Below are 21448 nucleotides of genomic sequence, written 5' to 3'. Positions count from 1 at the left end.
GAGTTTATCTATCAACCCTTGGGCAAAAAGGCTAAGAGATCAAAGCAAAATTGAAGCCGGAGGTAAACCAATGAACCAGGACCCGTTAATAAAAAAATATGCCTTAATCACTGTATTGGTGGCGTCTTTTACTACTCCTTTCATGGGCAGCGCCGTAAACCTGGCTATACCAACGATCGGGCGGGAGTTTGACAGCAGTGCCCTGCTGCTCAGCTGGGTGGTCAGCAGTTACCTCCTGTCATCAGCCGCTTTCCTGCTGCCGTTCGGCAGGCTGGCAGATATTGTGGGAAGGAAAAAGGTGTTCATTTTAGGAGTGTTAATCTTTTCAATTTCCTCGTTGCTTTGCGGGCTGGCCTGGTCTATCCAGGCGCTGATCGGCTTGAGGCTCCTGCAGGGTGTTGGTTCCGCCATGACGTTTGGCACCGGCATGGCCATACTGACCTCGGTCTATCCCCCTCAGGAAAGGGGCAGGGTCCTGGGTTTCAACGTAGCCACGGTTTACACCGGCCTGTCTTTGGGGCCTGTCCTGGGCGGGGCGATGAACCAGCACCTGGGATGGCAGTCCATCTTTTTTCTTAATGCTGTAATAGGTCTTGCCGCTTTTGTTTTTGCCACCAGAATTAAGGGAGAATGGGCCGGGGCCAGGGGCGAAAGCTTTGACACAACAGGATCCGTCCTTTATATGTCCGGCCTGGTTGCTTTCCTTTACGCGTTTTCATCAATCGCCACCTCGGGTACAGCCAAATATATCCTGCTTGCCGGCCTGGTTTTATTAGTCCTGTTTGTCTGGCATGAAATGAAATCAAAGTCTCCTCTCATAGATTTAAAGCTCTTCAGCCGCAATGTCACCTTCGCCATGTCCAACCTGGCGGCGCTGATCAACTACAGCGCGACCTTTGCTGTAACATTCGTTCTCTCTCTCGTGCTGCAGGTGGTTATAGGGTACAGCTCGTCCACAGCCGGCATGATCCTGCTGGCCCAGCCCGTGATGATGGCCCTGCTCTCACCCTTCGCCGGTACGCTTTCCGACCGCGTGCAGCCCAGGATAGTATCTTCCATAGGTATGGCGTTATCTGCCCTGGGGCTCTTTTTATTAAGCTTTGTGGTTAAAGAGACCCCCGTCTGGCTGATTGTGGGCAACCTGATGGTGCTGGGTACCGGCTTCGCGCTGTTTTCCTCTCCTAATATGAACGCTATAATGGGCTCGGTAGATAAGAGGTTTTACGGCGTGGCGTCCTCCACCAGCGGCACTATGAGGCTGGTCGGCCAGGCCGTCAGCGTGGCTGTCGCCACTATGATCATAGACCTCTATGTCGGCAGCGCTCAACTGGGCCCGGCGGTCGCGGACCAGCTGCAAAGGAGTTCAAACGTGGCGTTTATCGTTTTCGCTGTTACCTGCGTCGGCGGTGTTTTTGCCTCGCTGGCCAGGGGTAATATGGAAAGGGGAGCAAAACAGGCGGGGAAATAAGGGAATATATATAGACTGAGAGACAGCGCCGGATTATACCGGCGCTTTTTGTTTTGACAAAAATTGCAGGAGAGCGGCGAAATCCGGTAGGATTTTGTCATATATCTAAGAATTATTATTATTGGCCTATCATGGAAGATCCAAAAGTACAAAGGCTGTGAAGGAGAATTATCGTGAGTAATGCAGCAGGGGTAAGGGAAAGCAGTATCCTGATCCCCATTGTTCTGGGGATAACCGGCCACCGTGACCTGAGAGCGGAAGATATCCCTGAGCTGGAGAAAAAATTGTGCTTAATTTTTTCTGAACTGAAAAATTCGTATCCACATTCACCTTTAATTTTGCTGTCACCCCTGGCTGAGGGAGCCGACCGGCTGGCGGCGCGGAGTGCGCTAAATTGCGGCGTCAGGCTGGTAGTGCCCCTGCCTATGTCAAAAGAGGAGTATGAAAAGGACTTTATCACTCCGCAGTCCCTGGCCGAGTTTAATAATCTTTTGGGGGAGGCCGAAAATGCTTTTGAACTGCCTCCATTAGAAAATTTTAATGAAGAGCGGGACCACAAGTACGCTAAAGTAGGAGCTTACATTGTACAGTACAGCCATATCCTTATCGCAATGTGGGACGGCATGGATACTGATCTTACCGGCGGGACGGCGCAGATTGTCAGGTTCAAGCTGAATGGAGTGCCGGAGCCCTACGCGCCTCCGCAAAATATCCTGGACCCGGTTGATACCGGCCCGGTATTTCATATCGTCACCCCCAGGGTAAAGAACCCTTCACCGGCAGGAGATGTTTTTTCAATTAATAAATATTTTCCCGGCGGTTCAAATATCGAGGGTAAGCCGGAGGAAGCCCTGGCTGGTATACTTGAAAGTATCGAAGGATTCAACAGGGATGCCGGAGAACTCGCCCTGGATCTTAAAAGCAAGATTGAAGCCAGCAGGGTCCAGCTGATACCCAAAGGGGTGGAAGGGATGTTGGGGAAAAAAGCGAAAGCCATCTTGGAGCGGTTTGCCCTGGCGGACTCCCTGGCCGTGCATTTCCAGGAGAAAAGGGTCAGTACGCTGGTAAACCTTTTTATCCTGGCGGTAATAGCCTTCTTTTTCTTCGAGCTGTATGCCCATTTAATACAGGAGTCCTTTATGATAGCGCTATACCCGGCGACTTTGCTGCTCGCCTCGATTCTATATATTTGGGTAAAAAAACATGGGTATGAAAATAAACACCTTGATTACCGCGCCCTGGCGGAAGGGCTGCGTATCCAGCTGTTCTGGAAACTTACCGGGCTGCGGGAAGACGTTACCCGGTATTATCTCAGAAAGCAGAAAAGCGAGCTGGACTGGGTGCGCAAAGGTATTGAAACTTTTAACATATCAGTCCCCGGGGCCGGTGGGGCGGAAGGCTCCGGCGAAAAAGCGTTTTGGCTTTCCAACTGCCGGCTGACCCTGGATCACTGGGTTCTCGACCAGAGAAAATATTATAAAAAGACGTCTTCAAGAGACCATAGTAAGTTAAAAAGGCAAGAAACCATGGTGTATGGTTTCTTCCTCGCCGGCCTGGCCATCGCCATCTTAGTGTTTTTTTTAGATATCAGTTCATCGCATACGGACAGTTTAAAATTAATCCACCATATCTTAATTGTCGCCATGGGCCTGGCGCCGGCCCTGGCCGCCGCCCTGGACGGCTATGCTGAGAAAATGGCCTTTGCCGCGCAGAACAAGGTGTATAAGCGGATGTACAACCTGTTTGACCGTGCCTCCGTTCAATTAAGGTCTATGTGGGAAAACAGTGACCTTGACTGCGCCAGGTCACTGATCAGGGAACTTGGCCGCGAGGCGCTGCAGGAGAACAGCGACTGGGTGCTGCTGCACCGGGAGAGGCCCATGAAAATTCCGATGGGCGGCTAAAATTCGCTTAAGTGGGAGGAAATGATTGGTGGTATCTGCAGAGAACAGCAAAGTAATTGTCGTAACAGGTGACGTGACAGCGGACTGGAACATCGCCCGCCTGAGGATGAGCAGGGACACGATCGGGCAGGCGTGGAACGCTGACGATACAGCCAGGGTGTGTAAAGGAAGGAAAATAAAGTCGAGGGGGCGGCACTATGAAATATAAACCCGAGCCGATTGATACTGAAAAAATATCATTGAATCAGGAGATTCTCAAACTGACTGAACTTCTGGCCAGGAACGCTCACGACATCTGGGCTCAGCAGCGCCTGGCCGATGGCTGGCGTTTTGGGGTCAGCCGCGACGACAGCAAAAAAGAGCACCCTTGCCTGGTGCCCTACGAACAGCTGCCGGAGTCGGAAAAAGAGTACGACCGCAATGCGGCGATGCAGACACTTAAGGCCATTGTCGCCCTGGGGTATCGTATTGAGAAAAGAATTAGTTCGTAGTCGGAACAATCACAACCTAAATGATTATTTTTGAGGAAATAAGAAAATCATGTTACAATATAGTCTGCAGTCATTTTTGTGTGCTCAAGAATTTCACAGGATAAGGAATTAAAATGGATACAGACAATCTTTCTAAAAACGGTTCTCTGGTTTCCCGCAGAACACTGGAAACGATGCTACTCTTTCTGGAAAACGACAAGCTGACCCTCTCAGATATCTCCAATAAGCTGGGCATAAGTAAAACAGCGACTTACCGGATCATCTCGACTTTAACTGAAATGAATTTTTTATTGAAGGATGATTATAAACGGTATATGCTGGGTCCAGTCCTCTTAAAATTAAGCAAAAGAGTCGATAACAACATTAGGACCATAGCCCTGCCTGTAATGAAAAAGCTATCAGAAGAAACGGGAGAATCGGTATATTTAAGTGTTTCATACAACATTTGGCATTATTTTTTTATAGAAGGAGTGGAAAGTTACCACCCGATCAAATGGTCGGTGAGTATCGGCCGGCCGGAAACGTCCCTGGGCGGCGCGGCCGGGAAGGTTCATCTGGCCTACCGTGACGTCAAGGGTTTACATGATAAACTAAAGGCTGCTAAATTTACCGCCTATACGGACAATACAATTACCGAATACAAGAAGCTGTCCAAAGAGCTGGAGAAAATACGTAAAGAGGGTGTTTCTCTCAGTTTTGGTGAGCGTTATGAAGATGTGGTGGGGATCTCATGCCCAATACGGGATTACCCGACAGACGGAGAAGTGGCGGCGCTCAGCATTTTCATGCCTGAATTCAGGTTTAGGCCCGAGCAGTTGCCGGTCCTTGTAGCCAAACTTAAAGAAGCCTCTAAAAAAATATTTTCATTGCTCGAAGGTTAATATATGAGAAACCAACCAGTTACAAATAACAAGCCTGCATGGGTAATCAATGCAGGCTTGGCTAATTTCATGCAGCTTTAATCTTTGCTGTTCAGGTATCTTATTAACCTAAAGAGACGCTTTCGCCGCTGATTTCTTCCAGCGTTTTATTCCTTGTTTCCCGGCCCAGCACCATAACAACGAGAGATCCGAACAAAAGGACGGCCATGTTGATATGGAGCACTGTTTCTATACCGGAAAAGGAATATATAATCCCGACTATAGTGGGCCCGAGGATGCCGCCCAGCCGTCCGACCGCGCTGGCCAAACCCATGCCGGTGCCGCGCGCTCTGGTGGGGAAGTTCTCCGGGCTGTAAACATAAACGATCCCGTTGGCCAATCCGAGAATGATCAGGTTAACCACTAACAGGATTGTGCCATAAGCGGGGTTGGCCCCGAACCAGAACAGCCAGTACGCCGATAACCCATATAATACGAAGCAAAGTAAAACTGTAATCTTACGTCCGATAAAGTCGGCCGATACTCCGGCTAAAGGTGTGGCAAACGCCCCCAGTAAAGATCCAAAGGCCAGGAAGCCAAGTCCCGAAGCAAGGGAATAACCCAGTTCCGCTTTTAAGAGGATAGGCATCCAGACCATTATGGCATAGATGGAATACTGTAAGCTGAACCATAAAACTGAAACCATTATTGTGGTTTTAATAAGATCTTTCTTAAATAAAAGAGCAATAGACGCTTTGGATTCTTCACCTTTGGACGCTTTAGCCTCTTTTTCGATCCTCAAAGCTTCTTCAAAAGGCACTGAAACTGTATTAATTACCTGCTTTTCAATGGCTTCGACGGTTTTTACGGCATCCTCAACCTTATTTTTTTGCAGCAAAAACCTGGCGGATTCAGGAAGATAAGCTTTGGCCACAAAATACATGACTATGGGCAGGGCGCCAATCATGAAACCCCATCTCCAGCCATACGGGGCGACGATTAAGAAGCCAATTGTGTAAGCGATTGTCACTCCCAGGGAAAAGTTCGCGTTAAATATACTCATAAAGCGGCCGCGCACCCTTGATGGTATGTATTCGGACAAATATGCCGCGCCCACGGGTACCAGCCCGCCCAGCCCGATCCCGACCAGGATGCGCAGGGCAAACAGGACAGGAAAGCTGTTGGTGAAAGCGCACACTCCCATAAAAAGCGCGTAAACGACAATGGTGCACTGAAAAACTCTTACCCTGCCAACGTAATCTGACAATATCCCGGATAATATAGCCCCTATCAACATGCCGATAAATCCCGCAGAACCTAACAAACCAGTCTGGACTTTAGTGATGCCCCATTCTGACATGAGCTGTGGAAACGCGACAGACATTATAGTCGTGTCATAAGCGTCAAAGAGAATGCCAAGGCAAACAACCACCATCAGCCTTATATGCCATTTGCTTAAGGGAAGGTTATCAAGCCTTGCAACTAAAGTATCGGGCTTTGTCATAATAATCCTCCTTCGATTAATTATACTAGTCTGTCAGCGAGAAAAACAGGGAATTTGAGGTCCGGTCAATTACTTCAAATAATCTGGTGTCTTGGAGGGAGCTTTATAAATTCCCTCAGCGAGGTATTTTTTGATAATGTGCAGCGGGTCTCTCGCATGCCTGGTCTGTGGAGAGCAATCAACAAACTGGTTGGATGGATATATTTCCTTTTCGTAAATCTTCCGGTAAATGTCCGAACGCAGCAAGGTGGGGAAGTTCCTGCTGGGATCTGTCCTTCTTCTCCTTAATTCCTCCAGGTTTATGACTGAGCTGATTACTGCTTCTCCAGGGTAGTCAGCATAAGCGGTTACCACTCCGTTGTAATCCGAGATCATCGATTTCCCCGGCGCAAATGTCTTTTGCCTTCTGCCGTTAATCAATCCCCAGGAAGCGGATATTACATAACACACGTTTTCCCATGCTCTCATCCTGTTCATCATCTGCCATGTTTCATATGGCGGCGACATGAGAGGTTCCACCAGCAGCGGGTGCAGGATAATCTCCGCTCCCTGAACGCCCAGTGCCCTGGCGGTTTCAGGGAAGTGTCCGTCCATACAGGTGATAGTTCCGATTTTCCCGATTTCAGTTTCAGTTACAGGGAAGAAAGAAGACAGTGAGTCACCATATTTTTCTACATATTTGTCATAAATATCATGCGGGCTTACCGCCAGCTCATAGTGGGTGGCCACGGTAATCTTACGGTATTTGTGAATGATTTCACCGTTTGGCGCCATGATAAAATGAGTGTTGAAAAAATAACCGTCTTTAATCATTTCATCACGTTCCAGGGCGCACCCGGCAATATAAATGTCATATTCCTTCGCTTTTTTTGCCAGCTTTTCAGTTTCTTCACCCGGTAGTTCAATCAGGACCTCGTCCAGGTAATGTTGATAAGGCCAGTTTCCCTCATGTCCCTGAATAAAAAATTCCGGCAGCGAGATCAGTTTGATCGGCGCCCAGCTGCCCTCATAGGTTTCTTTGGCAGTGGGCGAGGTCTGAGGGGCCACATCGATAAGCTCCAGGATGCGCTGCAGGTTACGCTGGATATCAGACCGCTTCTCGACGGTCTTGATTTCCGGTTGAATGGCCACAGCAGTGAAAATGTCATACTTGCTCATAAACGATCACCTCTCTAATTATTCCGATTATAGAAAACATATTTCTATAATCGGTAATAATATTTTCTACATTGAGCAAAAAGTTCCTCCTGGGCAGAGAAAAATTTTTGAATATTTAAAAAACTTGTATACATAATATTGAATACTGTAATACAATATAATAAGTGCTGATAATATTGTGATGGAAACAAAAGGAGCAGGAAGAATGTTCCTGCTCCAGGCTTTATTATATTTAAAATATAGCAATATACATATTCATAAACCATGGGCTGCGCTTAAGCTTCGTCAGTAGCAAGTGAAACCTAGGTCAGTTGCTGAATACCACAGGTTGATATTTAGGTTTAAATAACGGAACCCCGGCACAGGTCCAGGAAGTGGCGGGCCAGTTCGGGGTAGCCCCAGAAGTCTATATGGGCGTAGGCGGCAAGCGTGTTTGCACGGCGGTAGCCGCAGTGCCAATGGCCACCGGAAAAGGCTGATTTGATCAGATAAGTGGCGGGGTAGGTAATGCCCTCCACCAGTGAATGGTGAAATTCATGTCCCCGCGCTTTCTGTCCCGCTTTTCCCAACACATTTTCCCCGGTAAACTCGATATCAACATACCCGAACCGCTGCAGGCGGTCGGTCATGACGGTGTGCCCGTTAAAGAAGCCGGCCATGGGGTATTTCTTTCCGTTTTTCCCGGTTATCGACTCGGTCAGGTACATAAATCCGCCGCATTCGGCGTAGCAGTACAGGCCTTCTTCAAGTTTGCGGTTTATATCTTCGAGCAGGTACCTGTTCGCTGACAGGTCCCCGGCAAATACTTCAGGAAAGCCGCCACCCAGGTAAAGGCCGTCGATATTTTCCGGCAGGCAGCCGTCCTTCATGGGGCTGAAATAACGCAGTTCTGCACCCTGGCTGGCCAGCAGCTCCAGGGTGCTGCGGTAGTAAAAGCTAAAAGACTCATCACGGGCCACGGCAATTTGCACCGGCCTGCCCCTCTCAAAAGCATATGGACTGACAGGCGGCAGGGGCCCGGCTGACCTTGCCAGCGCGGTAACCTGGTCCAGGTCGATCCATTCACGTACCAGCCCGGCAGTTTTTTCTATTATCTCCGCATGCCTTTCCATCTCTTGCGCCGGCAGCAGCCCCAGGTGGCGGCTGGGCAGTTCCACCGACCTGTCACGCGGCAGAAAACCAAGTACCGGGATACCAGTATAGGACTCAACCGCATCCCTGACAAGTTTATAATGGTGCTCGCTGCCCACGTTGTTGACAATCACACCGGCCAGGCGAAGGTCACGATCAAAAGTTTTGTACCCGAGGACCTGGGCCGCTGCGCTGGTGGACATGCCTCCGGCGTCAACCACCAGGATCACCGGGGCATTAAGCAGTTTTGCTATTTCTGCCGTACTGCCCTCCGGGGTGGAGCCCACCCCGTCATAAAGGCCCATTACTCCCTCGATGACCCCGATATCAATGCCGTCCATACCGTGACTGAACAGCTGCAGTATGTTCGGGGCCGGCATCATCCAGAGGTCAAGGTTGTAGGACATCCGGCCGGCCGCGACGGCATGGTAGCCGGTGTCGATGTAGTCAGGGCCAACCTTGAAAGGCTGTACGCTGAGCCCCTTTTTCCACAGCGCCGCCAGCAGGCCGGCGGTAACTGTGGTCTTGCCCGCCCCGCTGTGCGTTCCGGCTATTACCACTCTGTTCATATCAAAAAACTCCTTATCCTGTATCTTTGCCGCCGCTCCGTTTTATAATTTCCAGGAGGTCTTCCCTGGTCAGCGGCGTGGCCCGGTTGTCGGATACAAGTTTGTTCTTGCGCAGGTGCCAGTACATTTCCACAACCAGGGGTGTTTTCAATTTTAAATTATACGCTTTTTCCCTGCCGTAGTATATATCTTCCGGAGATCCGGCAAGTTTGACCATGCCGCCGTCCATGATCACCAGTTGCCCGGCCCAGCCGGCCGCCAGGTCCACGTCGTGGGTGGAAATTATGATCGTGGCGCCCCTGTCATTCAGTGAATCGAGGAGCGCCATGAGGCCGGAGGAAGCTTCCGGGTCCAGGCTGGCAGTGGGCTCGTCAAGGGCGATTACCTCCGGTTCCATGGCCAGCACGCCGGCAATAACCGCGAGCTTTTTCTGGCCGCAGCTGAGGCTGTGCACGGGCCGGTCGGCCAGACCGGTAATGCCGCATAGTTCCAGGGCCTGGCGCACCCGCTGGTGGATCTGGTCCTCTTGCAAGTTCAGGTTGGCCGGTCCGAAAGACACATCCTGGTAAACAGTACCTCCCAGCAGCTGCAGCTCCGGGTCCTGGAAAACTATGCCCACCCGCCTGCGCAGGAGATTGATTTCCTTACGGGAATAGCACATGGGCCTTTCGTTAAAGAGGACTGTCCCCCGCGAAGGCCTGTGGATGCCGTTCAGGTGCAGAAGCAGGGTGGTTTTACCGGCGCCGTTCGGGCCCATCAGCGCTATCTTGGCCTGGCGGGGCACCTGAAACGACACCCCTTTCAGGGCCGTGGTGCCGTCCGAATAATTATAATGCACGTCGTTGAGTTCAAGAATACAGCTGTTCAAGAAGACAAGCCTCCCGTCCTGAGGGCGAGATATATTAAGAAAGACCCGCTGGCGGCGGCAAGTGCCAGGTAAAGCGGCGACAGTTCTTTTCCCGGCTGGACAACCCTGATCCTGTCTTCGTAGCCGCGGGAGGCAAGGCCGAGGTACATCTCACGGGAACGCCTCAGGGAGTGCACAAAAAGTTTCGCCACCAGCCAGGATAAGGACCTGTAAGAAGCCTGCGCCGAGGAATAGCCCAGGCGTGACGACTGGGACAGGACCATTTTACCCGCGGTGTCCAGAAGGACCATGATGGATCCGTAAACCAGGATCATTACTTCCAGCAGCAGGGATGGAAATGGTACCCGGTCCAGCAGTGAAAAGACCTGTGTCACGGGTGTGGTTAATATAAAAAAACAAAGGCAGGAGACGGCGCCGGCCGACCGGCAGAATGTCTGCGCGGCCATGTCCATACCGGCCGGAGTCACCCCTATTTTAAAACCGGCCAGGGTAAATTCAAACAGGCAGGCCGGGGAAGGGTTAATTGAAAAAGCCATGGTGAACAATCCGCATATGAGAAAAGATACCGGAATTATTAAAAGGCCGAAAAAGACTCTCATGGGTATGCGGCCCGCCAGCACTGTAACGGAAGTCATTATCGCCAATACCAGCAGGGGAACGAGCGGGGACAGGGCCAATAAACAGGCCGCCATGCATAATATAGTCAGGCATCCCTTCTCAGCAGGGTGCCGGTTGTTCAGTTTGTTGGTCAGAGCATATCGTTCAGTAAGCAGCATCAGGCATCACTTCTTCTGGCTTTACCACGGGAGAATCCGATGTAATATCCGATAAATCCTGCTCCAAGGGCTGCCTGGAGGGCGAAAAGCAGGCTCTCTATCTCAGCGCCCGGCGGCTCCCAGAGCGGGGTGAACCAGGGTTTATAATCCGGGGAGAGTTCCGCGATGACACTTGCGGCCTGACTGTCGGCGCCTGAAAACATCTCTTCCTCCGGGCTTCCTGAATACAGGTTGAATCCAATTAACGGGGCTGTTGTGATAATTATTACGGCAATCACAAGGATCAGGTTTTTGCTGGCTTTTTTCATGCCCGCATCTCCTTTTTTAAAACGTTTAAATCCCGCAGTTCGCCGGGGCTGTACTTGCATAAAGCGTTGAACACCAGGGCTGTCAGCAGCCCCTCGCTGACGGCCAGGGGGATTTGGGTGAAAGCGAATATAGCGCCAAATTTTATCAGCGAGCCCGTAAAGCCCCCGACCGGGTCGGGAAAGGCCAGGGCCAGCTGAGCCGAGGTGGTTATGTATGTCATCAGGTCTCCCAGCGCCGCCGCGAGGAAAATGGATATTCCTCCGGACAGCCCCGCTTTTGTGGCTGCCCGGTAAACACCGCAGGCCACGAAAGGGCCGACGATGGCCATGGAAAATGTGTTGGCGCCCAGGGTGGTTAATCCCCCGTGGGCTAGCAGCAGGGACTGGAACAGCAGTACCACCATGCCGAGGACCGACATGGAAGCCGGGCCGAAAAGCACCGCGCCAAGTCCCGTGCCTGTCGGGTGTGAACAGCTGCCGGTCACCGAAGGCAGCTTCAGGGCTGAGAGCACAAAGGTAAAGGCCCCCGCCACCCCGAGGATAATCTTGGTTTCAGGGTTTTCCCGCAATTTCTTTTGCAGGCTCCTGATACCATGGATGACAAAGGGGGCGGATACCACCGACCAGCCCACGGCGTGGCTCAGAGGCAAATATCCTTCCATAATGTGCACGTGCATAACCCCTTTCACAAAAATTTGTTCGCGCGTTGTTTAAGGCTGGCCCGGAAATGCCTGTTCACCGTCATGTCATTGGATTGTGTCTTTTATCCTGTGTATGCAGATGCCGGCCAGCAGCGGGTCAGGGCCGATGAAGCGGGACTGCACAACCTGCATATGCGGGTACCTCGCCTGGATTGTTTCAATTTCTTCCGGAATATCCGAGGTTATGTGCACCCCTTCGAAAAGGAAGAGGGGCATAATCACGATCCTGCCGGCGCCGCTTTCAGCCAGTTCTTGAAAGACTTTGTCCAGGGACGGCTCGGCGTGCTGCAAAAACGCCGGTGTCACTCCGAGGTATTGTCCGCGCCGTTCCATTTCCTTTGCGACCAGCTTCAGCCCCCGGTTGGCGCTTTCCAGCCTGCTGCCGTGCCCGAGCAGGACCACGTGCCAGCCGGATTCCTCATCCGCTATGCCCAGGGTGCGGAGGAGGGACTTTGTATCATGGAAAACTTCACCTCCGGCAGGTTCCGGGCGCTTCAGCACGGCCACCAGGCAGCCGGTGTTCCCGGCCGCTTCGATTTTAGCGGTGAAGCCGCCTGTTTCTCCGGAATCCTTGGTTACCAGCAGGTCGATCCGCAGGTGCCGGAAAAGCGCTTCGTTGAGATCCCTGGAAAAGGGGCCCTCCATGGCTATTATGTGCGACGGCTTCAGGCCCGCGCTGAGGGCGGCGGTTATGGACTCCCCGGAGGGAAGCATCCTCGCGTACACCCTGTCGAGATCAATGTGGCCGGCCAGGGCTTGCAGGCCCTTGATCCCGGTTGAGACAAAGATTTTTTTGAAATCTTTGTCCCGTGCCCAGACACCCAGCTCAGCGGGGCTGCCAAAAAAAGTGATGTCAGGATTTGAATCTACTGAAACAGGGTCTCGCTCAAACCTGACCAGGCGGACCCCGGCAGCATGCGCCGCGGCTGAAAGCTCGCACCGCAGTTCCCCGGCATAAACATGAGAGGCGTCAACTACCGCGTCCACCTCATATTCTTTAATTAGTTTTTCAAATGACTGCTTGTCAAATGGGCCCTTTAAGACATGGCCGCTTACTTTGCCCGCGGTTTCATCATACCCGTAGCCGGTGGCCACGGTAATTATGTAAGGGCTTTTCGCCCGGTCCAATGCCAGGGCTATCTCTATCGCTTCACTTGTGCCTCCCGCCAGCAATATCACAATTCGTACCCCCTTGGTGTGATCATCCGCCCGTTTGCGACCCGGGTCCGCGAATTACCCACGATGACTGTGGTCAGCATGTCGGGCTCGTGCCTATCCAAGTGCTCCAGGCAGGTTATTTTTACGGATTCTCCAAAGCGCCCGGCCCTGCTTACCAGGCCCACCGGTGTATCCGGCCCGCGGTGCTTTTTTAAAATAGAAAGGGCCTTGTCCCACGGATCTTTCCGGTTTTTGCCGCGCGGGTTGTAGAACACTATGACAAAGTCAGCGGCCGCGGCCGCCTCCACCCGGGCTAAAATATCAGGCAGGGGAGTAAGCAGGTCGCTGAGCGATATGGTGGCGTAGTCCTGCATGAGCGGGGCGCCCAGCCTGGCCGCTGCTGAATTTGCGGCCGGTATGCCCGGTATGACTTCAAGCGCCGCGTACTGCCCGGACGATTCCATGACTTCGAGCACCAGCCCCGCCATGCCGTATACCCCGGCGTCACCGCTGGAAACCACCGCAACCAGAAGGCTGCGCCCGGCCGCTTCGATCGCGTATTGGACCCGTTCCACCTCGCGCGTCATGCCGGTGGCATAAGTTTCCTGGCCGTGGTAACAGCTCATTTCTTTAACCAGGTTGATGTATGCGGTATAGCCGACCAGGAGGTCCGCGTCATCTATGGTGTGAAAAGCCCGGCCGGTCAGATCTTCTTCTCCCCCGGGGCCGATGCCGACCACGAAAATTTTTCCCTGGCCACGGCTGCCGTCACCGGGCCGAAAGCTGTCCTTGCCAGAATTATTTCGGGATCCTTCAAGCTTAGAAGGGCACATTGCTCAGACACCCCCTTAATAGAAAAATGGCGCATGGCTGCCTGTGAGGGAGGTGAAACCCCGTCTGTCCGCGCCAGCCGGTTGCCTGAAAAAAAGCGCAGCAGTAAACCGAGGCCGTGGGCAACCTTCCGTATCTCCCTGTCTTCCCATTTCATACGCCCGGTGGACAGAAACTTTATCTCGTCCGTTGTCAGTCCGCAAAGCCCAAGGCCGGACCTGACGGCGTTTTCAATATCCCGGGCTGTCGCCCGGCCCTGGTAGCCGACTCCCACCGCTGCCAGGCGGTCCGCTTCAGTGCCGGTGGTTATGACCGGATCGCCGCCGGTGAGGGAAGCCACATCGCAGGCCAGCTGGTTTGCGCCGCCCTCATGTCCGCCGGCCAGGCTTATGGAATAACGCCCGGCCCGGTCACATACCACTACCGCCGGGTCGGTGTGCTTGGAACGGAGGAGAGGTCCCGTTACCCGGGCTGCTATCCCGCAGGCCATTACCATCACCAGCGCTTCAAAGGCGCCAAAGGAATCTTTCACAACCTCCGCCAGACCCGGTGTCTCAGGCGGGTGTACCACTATAAAGTCCGCGTTCAGGCGGGCGGAGATCATTTGCGACAGCGGCGCTCCCGGCCCGGCCAGAGTAATTACCCGTATCCGTTTGCTACCTGTACCCATGTTTGAATTCCTCGTGGTAAAGACATGACCTCCGCCTGCGGCTCTCCAGGGCATCGCCGACCAGGATCAGCGCGGTTTTGGTGATCCCGGCCGAGCGGACTTTCTCCGCGATGTCTGAGAGCGTTCCCCGGATGAAGCTTTCATCCGGCCAGGTGACCCTTGCCGCTACCACGACCGGGGTCGACGGGGGAAGGGATTCCAGCAGCTGACCGGTTACTTTGTCTATATCGTGGATACTTAAAAAAATAGCTATACTGCTGTGGTGGGCGGCCAAAAGGGCCAGGCTTTCTTCCGGCGGGACGGGGGTCCTGCCTTCCAGCCGGGTAAATAACAGGGTCTGAGTACCGCCTGGGACCGTGTATTCGACTCCCAGCCTGGCCGCTGCCGCGAAGGCCGAGCTGACCCCCGGCACGATTTCCCAGTCTATGCCCAGTTCTTCGCACATCTCGATCTGTTCGCGGATGGCCCCGTATAAGGAGGGGTCGCCCGTATGCAGCCGGGCCACGTCCAATCCTCGCTCCCTGGCGGACATTAAAATCTTACGGATGTCGTCCAGGCTGAGGCTTGAAGAATCGTGCGTTTCAGCGTCTTCCGGCGCAAAATCGAGGTGCCGGGGTGAAACCAGCGACCCGGCGAATATCACCACCCGGCAGCGGGACAGGATATCCCGTCCTTTTACAGTGATCAGGTCGACGTCTCCGGGGCCGGCCCCGATAAAATACACCTTCATTATGCTTTCCCGCCCTTTCGCACGATGAGTACGCTCATATACCCGGCCGCGTCTTCAGGAAGATCACCCAGGTCCCGGCACAGGTACTGCCCGGGTGTCCCCACCCGCGAGGCAAAAACCGTTTCGCGGCCGTCAAATTCTTCTTTGATAAATTCCAGCAGCTCGGCCAGCCTGCTGCCCAGCTTCATGAATACCACCACGTCGCTCTCCCGCACCTGGCCCCGCAAGCTGTCCAGGGGGCCGTCCGGAAGGGGTATTACCGCCAGCTTTTCTTCTCCGCATACTAAAGGGAAACCAGCCGCCGCGGCAGCGGCCGCGAACGATGTGACACCGGGTATGATAGTGATGGAGCCCGGCTCAAGCTTACTCTGAAGCTGCTGCAGCACGTAATTGAGCGTGCTGTAGGTAAGGGCGTCGCCGAGGGTCAGAAAAACCACTTGTTCTCCATTGTCCACCAGCTCAGCGATCTCAGCCGCGACCTCCCGCCAGCACATGGCCAGGTTTTCCGGATCCCTGGTCATGGGGAAATCATATATTTTCAATTTGGAGGGATCGGTGAGATCTTTTACCGCCTGCAGCGCGGCGCTTTCACCCCGGCCGGTGGCTTTCGGCGCCATGATCACGCCGGCTTCCCGCAGTATCCGGGCTGCTTTCATGGTCAGGAGTTCCGGGTCGCCCGGACCTACCCCAATCCCCCAAAAATGACCTTTTTTGTTCATTTCTTCCTCCCGTCAATAATCAGTACTGCGTGTGCGCTTAAAGTTTTCCCGGCCAGTCCGGCAAGGGTGCCGCACCAGGTGACCTGTTCCTTAGAGCCGATATCGCAGGCCACCCGGCACACTCGGTCCGGCTCTATTACAGCCAGAAGATCCCGGGCTATCCGGCCCGGCTCATTGCCGGGCCCGCACAGTATTGCCAGCGGCTTTTCTCCCCGAGCCGCTGTTTCAGCCAGCTCAGCTGTTGCGCTGCGGCAGTGCAGCGAAAAGAAGCGCATCTCCTGCCACTCCAGGGTAAAAAGGGCGCAGGCTGCCTGAATGCTGCTGATGCCCGGCACAAAGCTGACTTCCCAGTCTGCCGGCGCCAACCGGCGCAGGGAAGACGCCAGGCTGTAAATGCCGGTATCACCGCTTACCAGGACCGCGACTCTGTCACAATCCAGCCCGGCAATGAGCTTCGCTATTGGTTCAGTTTCAATCCGCTTAAGTTCTATCCGGGTTCCGGTTTCAGGGAAAAGCCCGAGTAATTTGGCGGTACCAACCAGCACCTTGGCTCTTTCTGCCGCTTTAAGGGCCATGCCGGTAAGGTAAGCGGCGCCGCCCGGGCCGCACCCGACGATAACCACCTGTTTATTTAATTCCACAAGCGCCAACCTCCCGGCCCTGCATATCACACAGCCAAACAGCAAGGTCCTGCACGCCGAACCTGGCAAAGACAGCCTGCTTGACAGCCGCCGCCACGGCGTTGAAAAGTTTTTTTCTTTCCGGATGATTAAGGCTGTCAATTATGCCTTCTATCGTTACGGGGGCGGCCTGGCCGTGCTCACCGCCAGGCGGCGGGACATGGTTTTCTCTGGCGATTTCGAGCACATTCTTTACCGCCGAAGGTGATACAGCCGAATCCGTATTGAAATGTCCCCCGATTAATTTGGCCAGTTTACCCGGGTGGCCGGCCAGCACCACCCGGTCAAAACCTAATCTAAATGCGTGTTCCAGCATCGCCCCGGGGAAATTGGAGACCTCCGCCACGGCCAGCGGGTCCGGCGCAAAGTTCTCCAACACAGCTTTGCGGCCGATGTTGCCCGGGACCAGGAATATTTCCCCGATCCCGTTGGCCCTGGCCACGTCAAGGGCCGGCATCAGAGAGCAGAGGAGGGCCTTCCTGCACATGGGGCGGACAATACCGGTGGTGCCCAGGATGGATATACCGCCCAGTATGCCCAAGCGCGGGTTGTAGGTCTGCCTGGCCAGTTCTTCACCCCCCGGCACGGAAATTTCAATTTCAAGCCCGCCCGGTCCGGTTGTAAATTCGGCGACAGCCTGTTCGATCATGTGCCGCGGCACCGGGTTTATCGCGTGCTGGCCTACCGGCACCTGCAGCCCCGCCAGGGTGACCATCCCCACGCCGGGGCCTCCTCTTACTGTTATGCCGGCGTTATTCGTACGGCGCACCGTGGCTGTAATTTCCACGCCATCGGTAATATCACGGTCCGCCCCGGCGTACTTTATGACTGTCGCCCGCGCCCAGTCGTCCTGACAGGTCACAGCGGCGATTTTAATTGTGATCAACCTTCCGGCGGGCAGGGTGATGTCAACACTGTCCGCTGCCATACCCCGCGTCAGCGCCCCGGCGGCGGCTCTGGCCGCCGCTGCGGCACAGGTGCCGGTGGTAATGCCTTCCCGGCCGGCGTCCATTCGCGTTCACCTCCCGCTGACGGCAAGGCCCAATACCGCGTTAAAAGCGGCCGCGGCCAGGGGGCTTCCTCCCCTGGTCCCTATACAAGTGACAAAGGGCAGGTCCGACGATGCCAGGGCTTCCTTTGAATCAGCCGCACCCACGAAGCCTACCGGCATGCCGATTACGAGACCGGGCCGGGCGATGCCCTTTTCCGCCAGCTCCAGTATTTTCCACAGGGCGGTGGGAGCGTTGCCGATCACCGCTATGCCGCCGTCAATTATGCCTCTGTAGAGCCACACCGCCGCCTCCGAGCGGGTCCATCCTTTTTCCCCGGCCAGTTCAATGGCCTCCACGCTGTCGACATATGTGTGTACGCTGAGGGAAAGCCTGCTCAGCGAAGCCTTTGATATTCCCGCCTCGACCATCCTGACGTCGGCAAAAACAGGGGCTCTTTTTCTAGCCAGCCCGATCCCGGTTTTTACCGCGCCGGGTGAAAAACAAATATGTTTGGCTATTGCAAAGTCCCCGGCTGCGTGGGTGCAGCGGCGGACCACCACCCGCTCCTCTGCTGGAAAAGGTGACAGGTCAACCGCGGTGTCAATAATGGCGAAGCTTTTCTCCTGGATTGTTCCCGGCCCCATTTGTCCGGACTGATAGTGATCTGTTTGCATAAAATCAACCTCCACAAAAATTAAAAAGCCATCCTTTTATGCAAGGATGGCATGCCCTTTCTGACACCACCGTTTCACCAACCACCACGTTAGGCGAAATCATCTTAGAAACCTGGCAGGTTTTCTGGCTCGCGGATCGACCTACTGGTCCTCCTTCCCAACAGCAATGTCTGTCAGTGGATTCATGGACGTTCGTCCCCGCTTACAGCGACGGGCTCGCGGCTGATTCTCACAGCCTTCCCTTTTACCCCTAATGCAATACAAAAGGGCACCAGGATTCTTATTCTTTTTTGATAACATAGCATAGAAAACTTATGCTGTAAAGGGAAAATTTATTATTTCTATTACCGGCCCCGTTATTTTATAAAGGGTTTAAATAAGTGTTTGTCGTATTTCTTTAGTAAAATAAACTGCGGGGAGGGATAGCAGTTTGGTCCAGAAAAAATTAATGCTATACCAAAACATGCTTTTTATCAGGCGCTTTGAAGAGAAGCTTACCGAGCTGTGCAAGATTGAAGGGAAACTGCCTGGTATGGTTATTCTCTGTACCGGGCAGGAAGGGGTGGCCGCCGGTGTGTGCGGCGCGCTGGAGAAAGAGGACGTGATTATCAGCAACCACCGCAGCCACGGGCACCTGCTGGCCAAGGGCGCCGATTCCAATGCGCTTATGGCTGAGATCTTCGGCAAAAAAACAGGCTGCAACAAGGGCAAAAGCGGCACCCTGCACATCGCGGTGCCGGAGGTGAACGCCCTGTGCACCACTACTGTTGTGGGCGGCGGCATCCCTATCGCCGTGGGGACGGCCTTTGCCCAGCAGTACAAGAAGAGCGAGGCGGTAACTGTTTGCTTCTTCGGGGACGGGTCCGCTGACGAAGGGAGCTTTCACGAGTCCCTGAACATGGCGGCGCTGTGGGACCTGCCGGTGATCTTTGTATGTGAAAACAATGTGTACTCCGGCGCCCAGCGTATGGAGGAGCACACCAGGGTAAAGGATATAGCGCTGCGCGCCCAGGGTTACGGGATGCCCGGCGTGGTGGTGGACGGCAATGACGCGGAAGCCGTGCTTAAGGCCACAGCCGAGGCCAGGGAGCGCTGCCTGGCCGGTGAGGGGCCGACTTTAATTGAATGCAAGACTTACCGCTGGCGCGGCCATGGTGAGGCAGACCACCAGGCCTACCAGCCAAAAGACGAAATAGCCATGTGGATGGAGCGCTGCCCGATTAAAAAAATAGAAAACGAACTGCTTTCGGAAGGTGTCATATCAAGGGAGGATATAACAGCGCTTGAAGATTCAATAGCCATAATTGTGGAAGACGCCGTTCGCTTCGCGGAGGAAAGCCCCCTGCCGGATCCCGAAGAAGCACTTGACGACGTCTACATTTAGGAAAGGAGAATCGCCATGCAGCAGATTACAATGGGTCAGGCGATACAGCAGGCGCTTGCTGAAGAAATGCGCAGGGATGACAGCGTTTTCCTTGCCGGCGAAGGCATAGGAGTTGGCATCCACGAGTCCCCGGTTATGCCGACTTTCGGCCTTTTGCGGGAATTTGGCCCGGCCAGGGTGAAAGACACCCCTGTTTCCGAGGCGGCTATAGCGGGTTTGGCCGTGGGCGCCTCAGTTTTGGGCCTTCGCCCGGTTGTGGAGGTAATGTTTAACCCGTTTTTCACTCTTGCTTCCGACCAGATTGTCAACCACGCGGCCAAGCTGCGCTACCTTTCAGGCGGCAAAAGCTCCTTTCCAATGGTGGTAAGGGTCAAGACCGGGGCCGGCTTCGGCGCCGGGTGCCAGCACTCGCACAACCTGGAAGCATGGGCCGCGCACTGCCCGGGGCTGAAAGTAGTCATGCCCGGCACCGCCGCGGACGCGAAGGGCCTTTTAAAATCAGCCATCCGTGATGACAACCCGGTTGTTTTCATTGAAGATATGGGACTTTTCTTTTTCCCTTCGCCAGTGCCTGAAGGTGACTACACGATCCCCATCGGCGTCGCGGATATCAAGAAACCGGGGCGAGACGTGACCGTGGTGACATGGTCCAAGATGCTCGGTGTCGCTTTTAAAGCAGCCGCCGCCCTGGGCCAGGAGGGCATAGACGTTGAAATTCTGGATTTGCGGACGCTGCTGCCGCTGGACAAGGAAGCCGTGATCAAGTCCGTGCAAAAGACAGGCCGGCTGGTAGTCCTGCACGAGGCCACCAGGACCGGAGGCTTTGGCGGCGAAATTGCTGCGCTGGCGGCGGAAGAGGCTTTCAGTTACCTCAAGGCCCCGGTTAAAAGGGTAACCGCGCCGGACATACCGGTCCCGTTCAGCCCGCCGCTGGAACAGTTCTACATCCCGAATGAAAATCAGCTCATTGAGGCTGTTAAATCTATTGTTGTCTAAACGGATATTGGTTTATAAAGTAAATAACTAATTTTTTATTTTTATAGCGGGAATTCGAATCAATTCAATTGATATGACCGCGATCCAAAAAAAATATGCAAGCCATGCAAAACCGTTTATATTAGCAAATAGTCCTTTCGGGTTGTTCTCAACTAATGCTCCCGTACCACTGATGGCTGCAAAACCAATTAATAAACCAGCCCAGCCTAACCAGCGCCGGAAAATACCAGTTTTTATAATAATTATTGCAGCGCCTATCATAACAACTCCACCATACGCACCCGAAACGACATACGCATAGAAGTAAGCCGCTGTCCCAAACTGCGATACTTCTGGTGATGCACTAGCTCCAAGAAGAGTCACACCTATAAAGAAAGCACCGGCAATCGTTCCTGCAGCAGGTGAGATGATGGCACCAGCCCATGCAACCCGTGACCAGATTGCCGGTGTTCCTTCTGCCTCACGAAGTCTCTCGCAGAATCCTGCGAAGAAGGGAAAGTAGAATAGCAGAAAGGCAAGTCCGGCAATGAAGTGACCAATTCGATACCACTGGCTGTTTACAGCAAACCATGTTAAAATTGCTGCTTTATCCTGGTTATATTCGGGTGGCAGTATATTGATGCCTAATGCGATGAAAGAGAGTGAGACAAAAAGAATCCCTGCAATCCCACTAATTCGCCATGGTGTTTTCATAACTTACCTCCAATTTAATGCTTTAAACTTTTATGCCAATGTTGATGTTAATTAAGATAAGCATGTCTGAAAGGCGCAAAACAAAGTTCATCTATTGTTAATGAGTATTTTACATTTCACATTAAATTTCCTGCATTACTGTTCACTAGAAGTGTCTAGTTTGATGGGCGTTAGAATATTTTG

23 protein-coding genes and 1 riboswitch are annotated in these 21448 nt (G+C 53.5%); of the genes, 7 read left to right on the top strand and 16 right to left on the bottom strand.

The window, feature by feature from the left end:
- Nucleotides 1–70: 70 nt before the first annotated feature.
- From ACOBQJ_RS15775 to ACOBQJ_RS15755, 5 genes are all read left to right on the top strand, one after another.
- Entirely contained in the window at nt 71–1468 is a 1398-nt protein-coding gene (locus ACOBQJ_RS15775; protein ID WP_421072731.1) for an MFS transporter, read from the top strand.
- Between the two features lie 173 nt (nt 1469–1641).
- On the top strand, nt 1642–3372 hold the full coding sequence (locus tag ACOBQJ_RS15770) for a hypothetical protein (protein ID WP_421072730.1): 1731 nt from the start codon (nt 1642–1644) through the stop codon (nt 3370–3372).
- Nucleotides 3373–3397: 25 nt separating this feature from the next.
- Nucleotides 3398–3580, top strand: coding sequence for a hypothetical protein (locus ACOBQJ_RS15765; protein ID WP_421072729.1), 183 nt, complete (start codon nt 3398–3400; stop codon nt 3578–3580).
- Nucleotides 3570–3863 carry a RyR domain-containing protein gene (locus tag ACOBQJ_RS15760; protein ID WP_421072728.1) on the top strand — a complete coding sequence of 98 codons (294 nt, stop codon included), beginning with the start codon at nt 3570–3572 and terminating at the stop codon, nt 3861–3863. The genes ACOBQJ_RS15765 and ACOBQJ_RS15760 overlap by 11 nt, the downstream gene beginning before the upstream one ends.
- Before the next feature lie 113 nt (nt 3864–3976).
- Nucleotides 3977–4744 carry an IclR family transcriptional regulator gene (locus tag ACOBQJ_RS15755; protein ID WP_421072727.1) on the top strand — a complete coding sequence of 256 codons (768 nt, stop codon included), beginning with the start codon at nt 3977–3979 and terminating at the stop codon, nt 4742–4744.
- Between the two features lie 103 nt (nt 4745–4847).
- Here ACOBQJ_RS15755 and ACOBQJ_RS15750 read toward each other — a convergent pair whose 3' ends face one another.
- From ACOBQJ_RS15750 to ACOBQJ_RS15680, 15 genes are all read right to left on the bottom strand, one after another.
- Complete coding sequence (locus tag ACOBQJ_RS15750; protein WP_421072726.1) at nt 4848–6227, bottom strand: MFS transporter; 1380 nt, start codon at nt 6225–6227, stop codon at nt 4848–4850.
- A 69-nt stretch (nt 6228–6296) separates the two neighbouring features.
- Nucleotides 6297–7385, bottom strand: coding sequence for a nitrilase-related carbon-nitrogen hydrolase (locus ACOBQJ_RS15745; RefSeq protein WP_421072725.1), 1089 nt, complete (start codon nt 7383–7385; stop codon nt 6297–6299).
- 341 nt (nt 7386–7726) lie between these two features.
- The gene (locus tag ACOBQJ_RS15740; RefSeq protein WP_421072724.1) at nt 7727–9085 is read right to left on the bottom strand and encodes a cobyrinate a,c-diamide synthase; all 1359 of its coding nucleotides are present in this window, start codon (nt 9083–9085) and stop codon (nt 7727–7729) included.
- A gap of 13 nt (nt 9086–9098) precedes the next feature.
- Nucleotides 9099–9953 (bottom strand): energy-coupling factor ABC transporter ATP-binding protein, encoded by an 855-nt coding sequence (locus ACOBQJ_RS15735; protein WP_421072723.1) that lies wholly within the window; start codon nt 9951–9953, stop codon nt 9099–9101.
- The gene (cbiQ, locus tag ACOBQJ_RS15730; protein ID WP_421072722.1) at nt 9950–10729 is read right to left on the bottom strand and encodes a cobalt ECF transporter T component CbiQ; all 780 of its coding nucleotides are present in this window, start codon (nt 10727–10729) and stop codon (nt 9950–9952) included. Before cbiQ ends, ACOBQJ_RS15735 begins: the two co-directional genes overlap by 4 nt.
- Complete coding sequence (locus ACOBQJ_RS15725; protein ID WP_421072721.1) at nt 10729–11037, bottom strand: energy-coupling factor ABC transporter substrate-binding protein; 309 nt, start codon at nt 11035–11037, stop codon at nt 10729–10731. The genes cbiQ and ACOBQJ_RS15725 overlap by 1 nt, the downstream gene beginning before the upstream one ends.
- A complete protein-coding gene (locus ACOBQJ_RS15720) occupies nt 11034–11714 on the bottom strand; it encodes an energy-coupling factor ABC transporter permease (RefSeq protein WP_421072753.1) in 681 nt (226 codons plus the stop codon). Before ACOBQJ_RS15720 ends, ACOBQJ_RS15725 begins: the two co-directional genes overlap by 4 nt.
- Before the next feature lie 69 nt (nt 11715–11783).
- Nucleotides 11784–12917: a precorrin-6A reductase gene (gene cobK / locus ACOBQJ_RS15715; RefSeq protein WP_421072720.1), complete on the bottom strand. Its 1134-nt coding sequence runs from the start codon at nt 12915–12917 to the stop codon at nt 11784–11786.
- Nucleotides 12914–13636: a precorrin-3B C(17)-methyltransferase gene (cobJ, locus tag ACOBQJ_RS15710; RefSeq protein ID WP_421072752.1), complete on the bottom strand. Its 723-nt coding sequence runs from the start codon at nt 13634–13636 to the stop codon at nt 12914–12916. The genes cobK and cobJ overlap by 4 nt, the downstream gene beginning before the upstream one ends.
- Nucleotides 13600–14397: a cobalamin biosynthesis protein gene (locus ACOBQJ_RS15705; protein WP_421072719.1), complete on the bottom strand. Its 798-nt coding sequence runs from the start codon at nt 14395–14397 to the stop codon at nt 13600–13602. Before ACOBQJ_RS15705 ends, cobJ begins: the two co-directional genes overlap by 37 nt.
- Nucleotides 14384–15127 carry a precorrin-4 C(11)-methyltransferase gene (gene cobM, locus ACOBQJ_RS15700; RefSeq protein ID WP_421072718.1) on the bottom strand — a complete coding sequence of 248 codons (744 nt, stop codon included), beginning with the start codon at nt 15125–15127 and terminating at the stop codon, nt 14384–14386. The genes ACOBQJ_RS15705 and cobM overlap by 14 nt, the downstream gene beginning before the upstream one ends.
- Entirely contained in the window at nt 15127–15846 is a 720-nt protein-coding gene (gene cobI / locus ACOBQJ_RS15695; protein ID WP_421072717.1) for a precorrin-2 C(20)-methyltransferase, read from the bottom strand. The genes cobM and cobI overlap by 1 nt, the downstream gene beginning before the upstream one ends.
- Complete coding sequence (gene cbiE / locus ACOBQJ_RS15690; protein ID WP_421072716.1) at nt 15843–16487, bottom strand: precorrin-6y C5,15-methyltransferase (decarboxylating) subunit CbiE; 645 nt, start codon at nt 16485–16487, stop codon at nt 15843–15845. The genes cobI and cbiE overlap by 4 nt, the downstream gene beginning before the upstream one ends.
- The gene (cbiD, locus tag ACOBQJ_RS15685) at nt 16474–17538 is read right to left on the bottom strand and encodes a cobalt-precorrin-5B (C(1))-methyltransferase CbiD (RefSeq protein WP_421072715.1); all 1065 of its coding nucleotides are present in this window, start codon (nt 17536–17538) and stop codon (nt 16474–16476) included. The genes cbiE and cbiD overlap by 14 nt, the downstream gene beginning before the upstream one ends.
- A gap of 6 nt (nt 17539–17544) precedes the next feature.
- On the bottom strand, nt 17545–18192 hold the full coding sequence (locus ACOBQJ_RS15680; protein ID WP_421072714.1) for a precorrin-8X methylmutase: 648 nt from the start codon (nt 18190–18192) through the stop codon (nt 17545–17547).
- Nucleotides 18193–18288: 96 nt separating this feature from the next.
- A riboswitch (cobalamin riboswitch) is annotated at nt 18289–18483 on the bottom strand.
- Nucleotides 18484–18622: 139 nt separating this feature from the next.
- On the opposite strand from ACOBQJ_RS15680, the gene ACOBQJ_RS15675 reads away from it, so the two are divergent.
- Together ACOBQJ_RS15675 and ACOBQJ_RS15670 are read left to right on the top strand one after the other, a co-directional pair.
- Nucleotides 18623–19576 (top strand): thiamine pyrophosphate-dependent dehydrogenase E1 component subunit alpha, encoded by a 954-nt coding sequence (locus tag ACOBQJ_RS15675; RefSeq protein ID WP_421072713.1) that lies wholly within the window; start codon nt 18623–18625, stop codon nt 19574–19576.
- Nucleotides 19577–19591: 15 nt separating this feature from the next.
- Entirely contained in the window at nt 19592–20572 is a 981-nt protein-coding gene (locus ACOBQJ_RS15670) for an alpha-ketoacid dehydrogenase subunit beta (RefSeq protein ID WP_421072712.1), read from the top strand.
- 27 nt (nt 20573–20599) lie between these two features.
- On the opposite strand, the gene ACOBQJ_RS15665 is transcribed toward ACOBQJ_RS15670, so the two are convergent.
- On the bottom strand, nt 20600–21265 hold the full coding sequence (locus ACOBQJ_RS15665; protein ID WP_421072711.1) for a hypothetical protein: 666 nt from the start codon (nt 21263–21265) through the stop codon (nt 20600–20602).
- Nucleotides 21266–21448 lie beyond the last annotated feature (183 nt).

The sequence above is a fragment of the Pelotomaculum propionicicum genome, assembly GCF_048984525.1.
GTDB classification, from domain to species: domain Bacteria; phylum Bacillota; class Desulfotomaculia; order Desulfotomaculales; family Pelotomaculaceae; genus Syntrophopropionicum; species Syntrophopropionicum propionicicum_A.
This window is presented reverse-complemented; position numbering and strand designations above follow the sequence as displayed.

Bases quoted from the DNA above. Each gene is read 5' to 3' on its own strand.
- cobM (WP_421072718.1), bottom strand. From the start codon at position 15,127: ATGAAGGTGTATTTTATCGGGGCCGGCCCCGGAGACGTCGACCTGATC.
- ACOBQJ_RS15750 (WP_421072726.1), bottom strand. From the start codon at position 6,227: ATGACAAAGCCCGATACTTTAGTTGCAAGGCTTGATAACCTTCCCTTA.
- ACOBQJ_RS15725 (WP_421072721.1), bottom strand. From the start codon at position 11,037: ATGAAAAAAGCCAGCAAAAACCTGATCCTTGTGATTGCCGTAATAATT.
- cbiD (WP_421072715.1), bottom strand. From the start codon at position 17,538: ATGGACGCCGGCCGGGAAGGCATTACCACCGGCACCTGTGCCGCAGCG.
- ACOBQJ_RS15680 (WP_421072714.1), bottom strand. From the start codon at position 18,192: ATGCAAACAGATCACTATCAGTCCGGACAAATGGGGCCGGGAACAATC.
- ACOBQJ_RS15745 (WP_421072725.1), bottom strand. From the start codon at position 7,385: ATGAGCAAGTATGACATTTTCACTGCTGTGGCCATTCAACCGGAAATC.
- ACOBQJ_RS15755 (WP_421072727.1), top strand. From the start codon at position 3,977: ATGGATACAGACAATCTTTCTAAAAACGGTTCTCTGGTTTCCCGCAGA.
- ACOBQJ_RS15775 (WP_421072731.1), top strand. From the start codon at position 71: ATGAACCAGGACCCGTTAATAAAAAAATATGCCTTAATCACTGTATTG.
- ACOBQJ_RS15740 (WP_421072724.1), bottom strand. From the start codon at position 9,085: ATGAACAGAGTGGTAATAGCCGGAACGCACAGCGGGGCGGGCAAGACC.
- ACOBQJ_RS15665 (WP_421072711.1), bottom strand. From the start codon at position 21,265: ATGAAAACACCATGGCGAATTAGTGGGATTGCAGGGATTCTTTTTGTC.
- cbiQ (WP_421072722.1), bottom strand. From the start codon at position 10,729: ATGCTGCTTACTGAACGATATGCTCTGACCAACAAACTGAACAACCGG.
- ACOBQJ_RS15670 (WP_421072712.1), top strand. From the start codon at position 19,592: ATGCAGCAGATTACAATGGGTCAGGCGATACAGCAGGCGCTTGCTGAA.
- ACOBQJ_RS15760 (WP_421072728.1), top strand. From the start codon at position 3,570: ATGAAATATAAACCCGAGCCGATTGATACTGAAAAAATATCATTGAAT.
- ACOBQJ_RS15720 (WP_421072753.1), bottom strand. From the start codon at position 11,714: ATGCACGTGCACATTATGGAAGGATATTTGCCTCTGAGCCACGCCGTG.
- ACOBQJ_RS15705 (WP_421072719.1), bottom strand. From the start codon at position 14,397: ATGGGTACAGGTAGCAAACGGATACGGGTAATTACTCTGGCCGGGCCG.
- cobI (WP_421072717.1), bottom strand. From the start codon at position 15,846: ATGAACAAAAAAGGTCATTTTTGGGGGATTGGGGTAGGTCCGGGCGAC.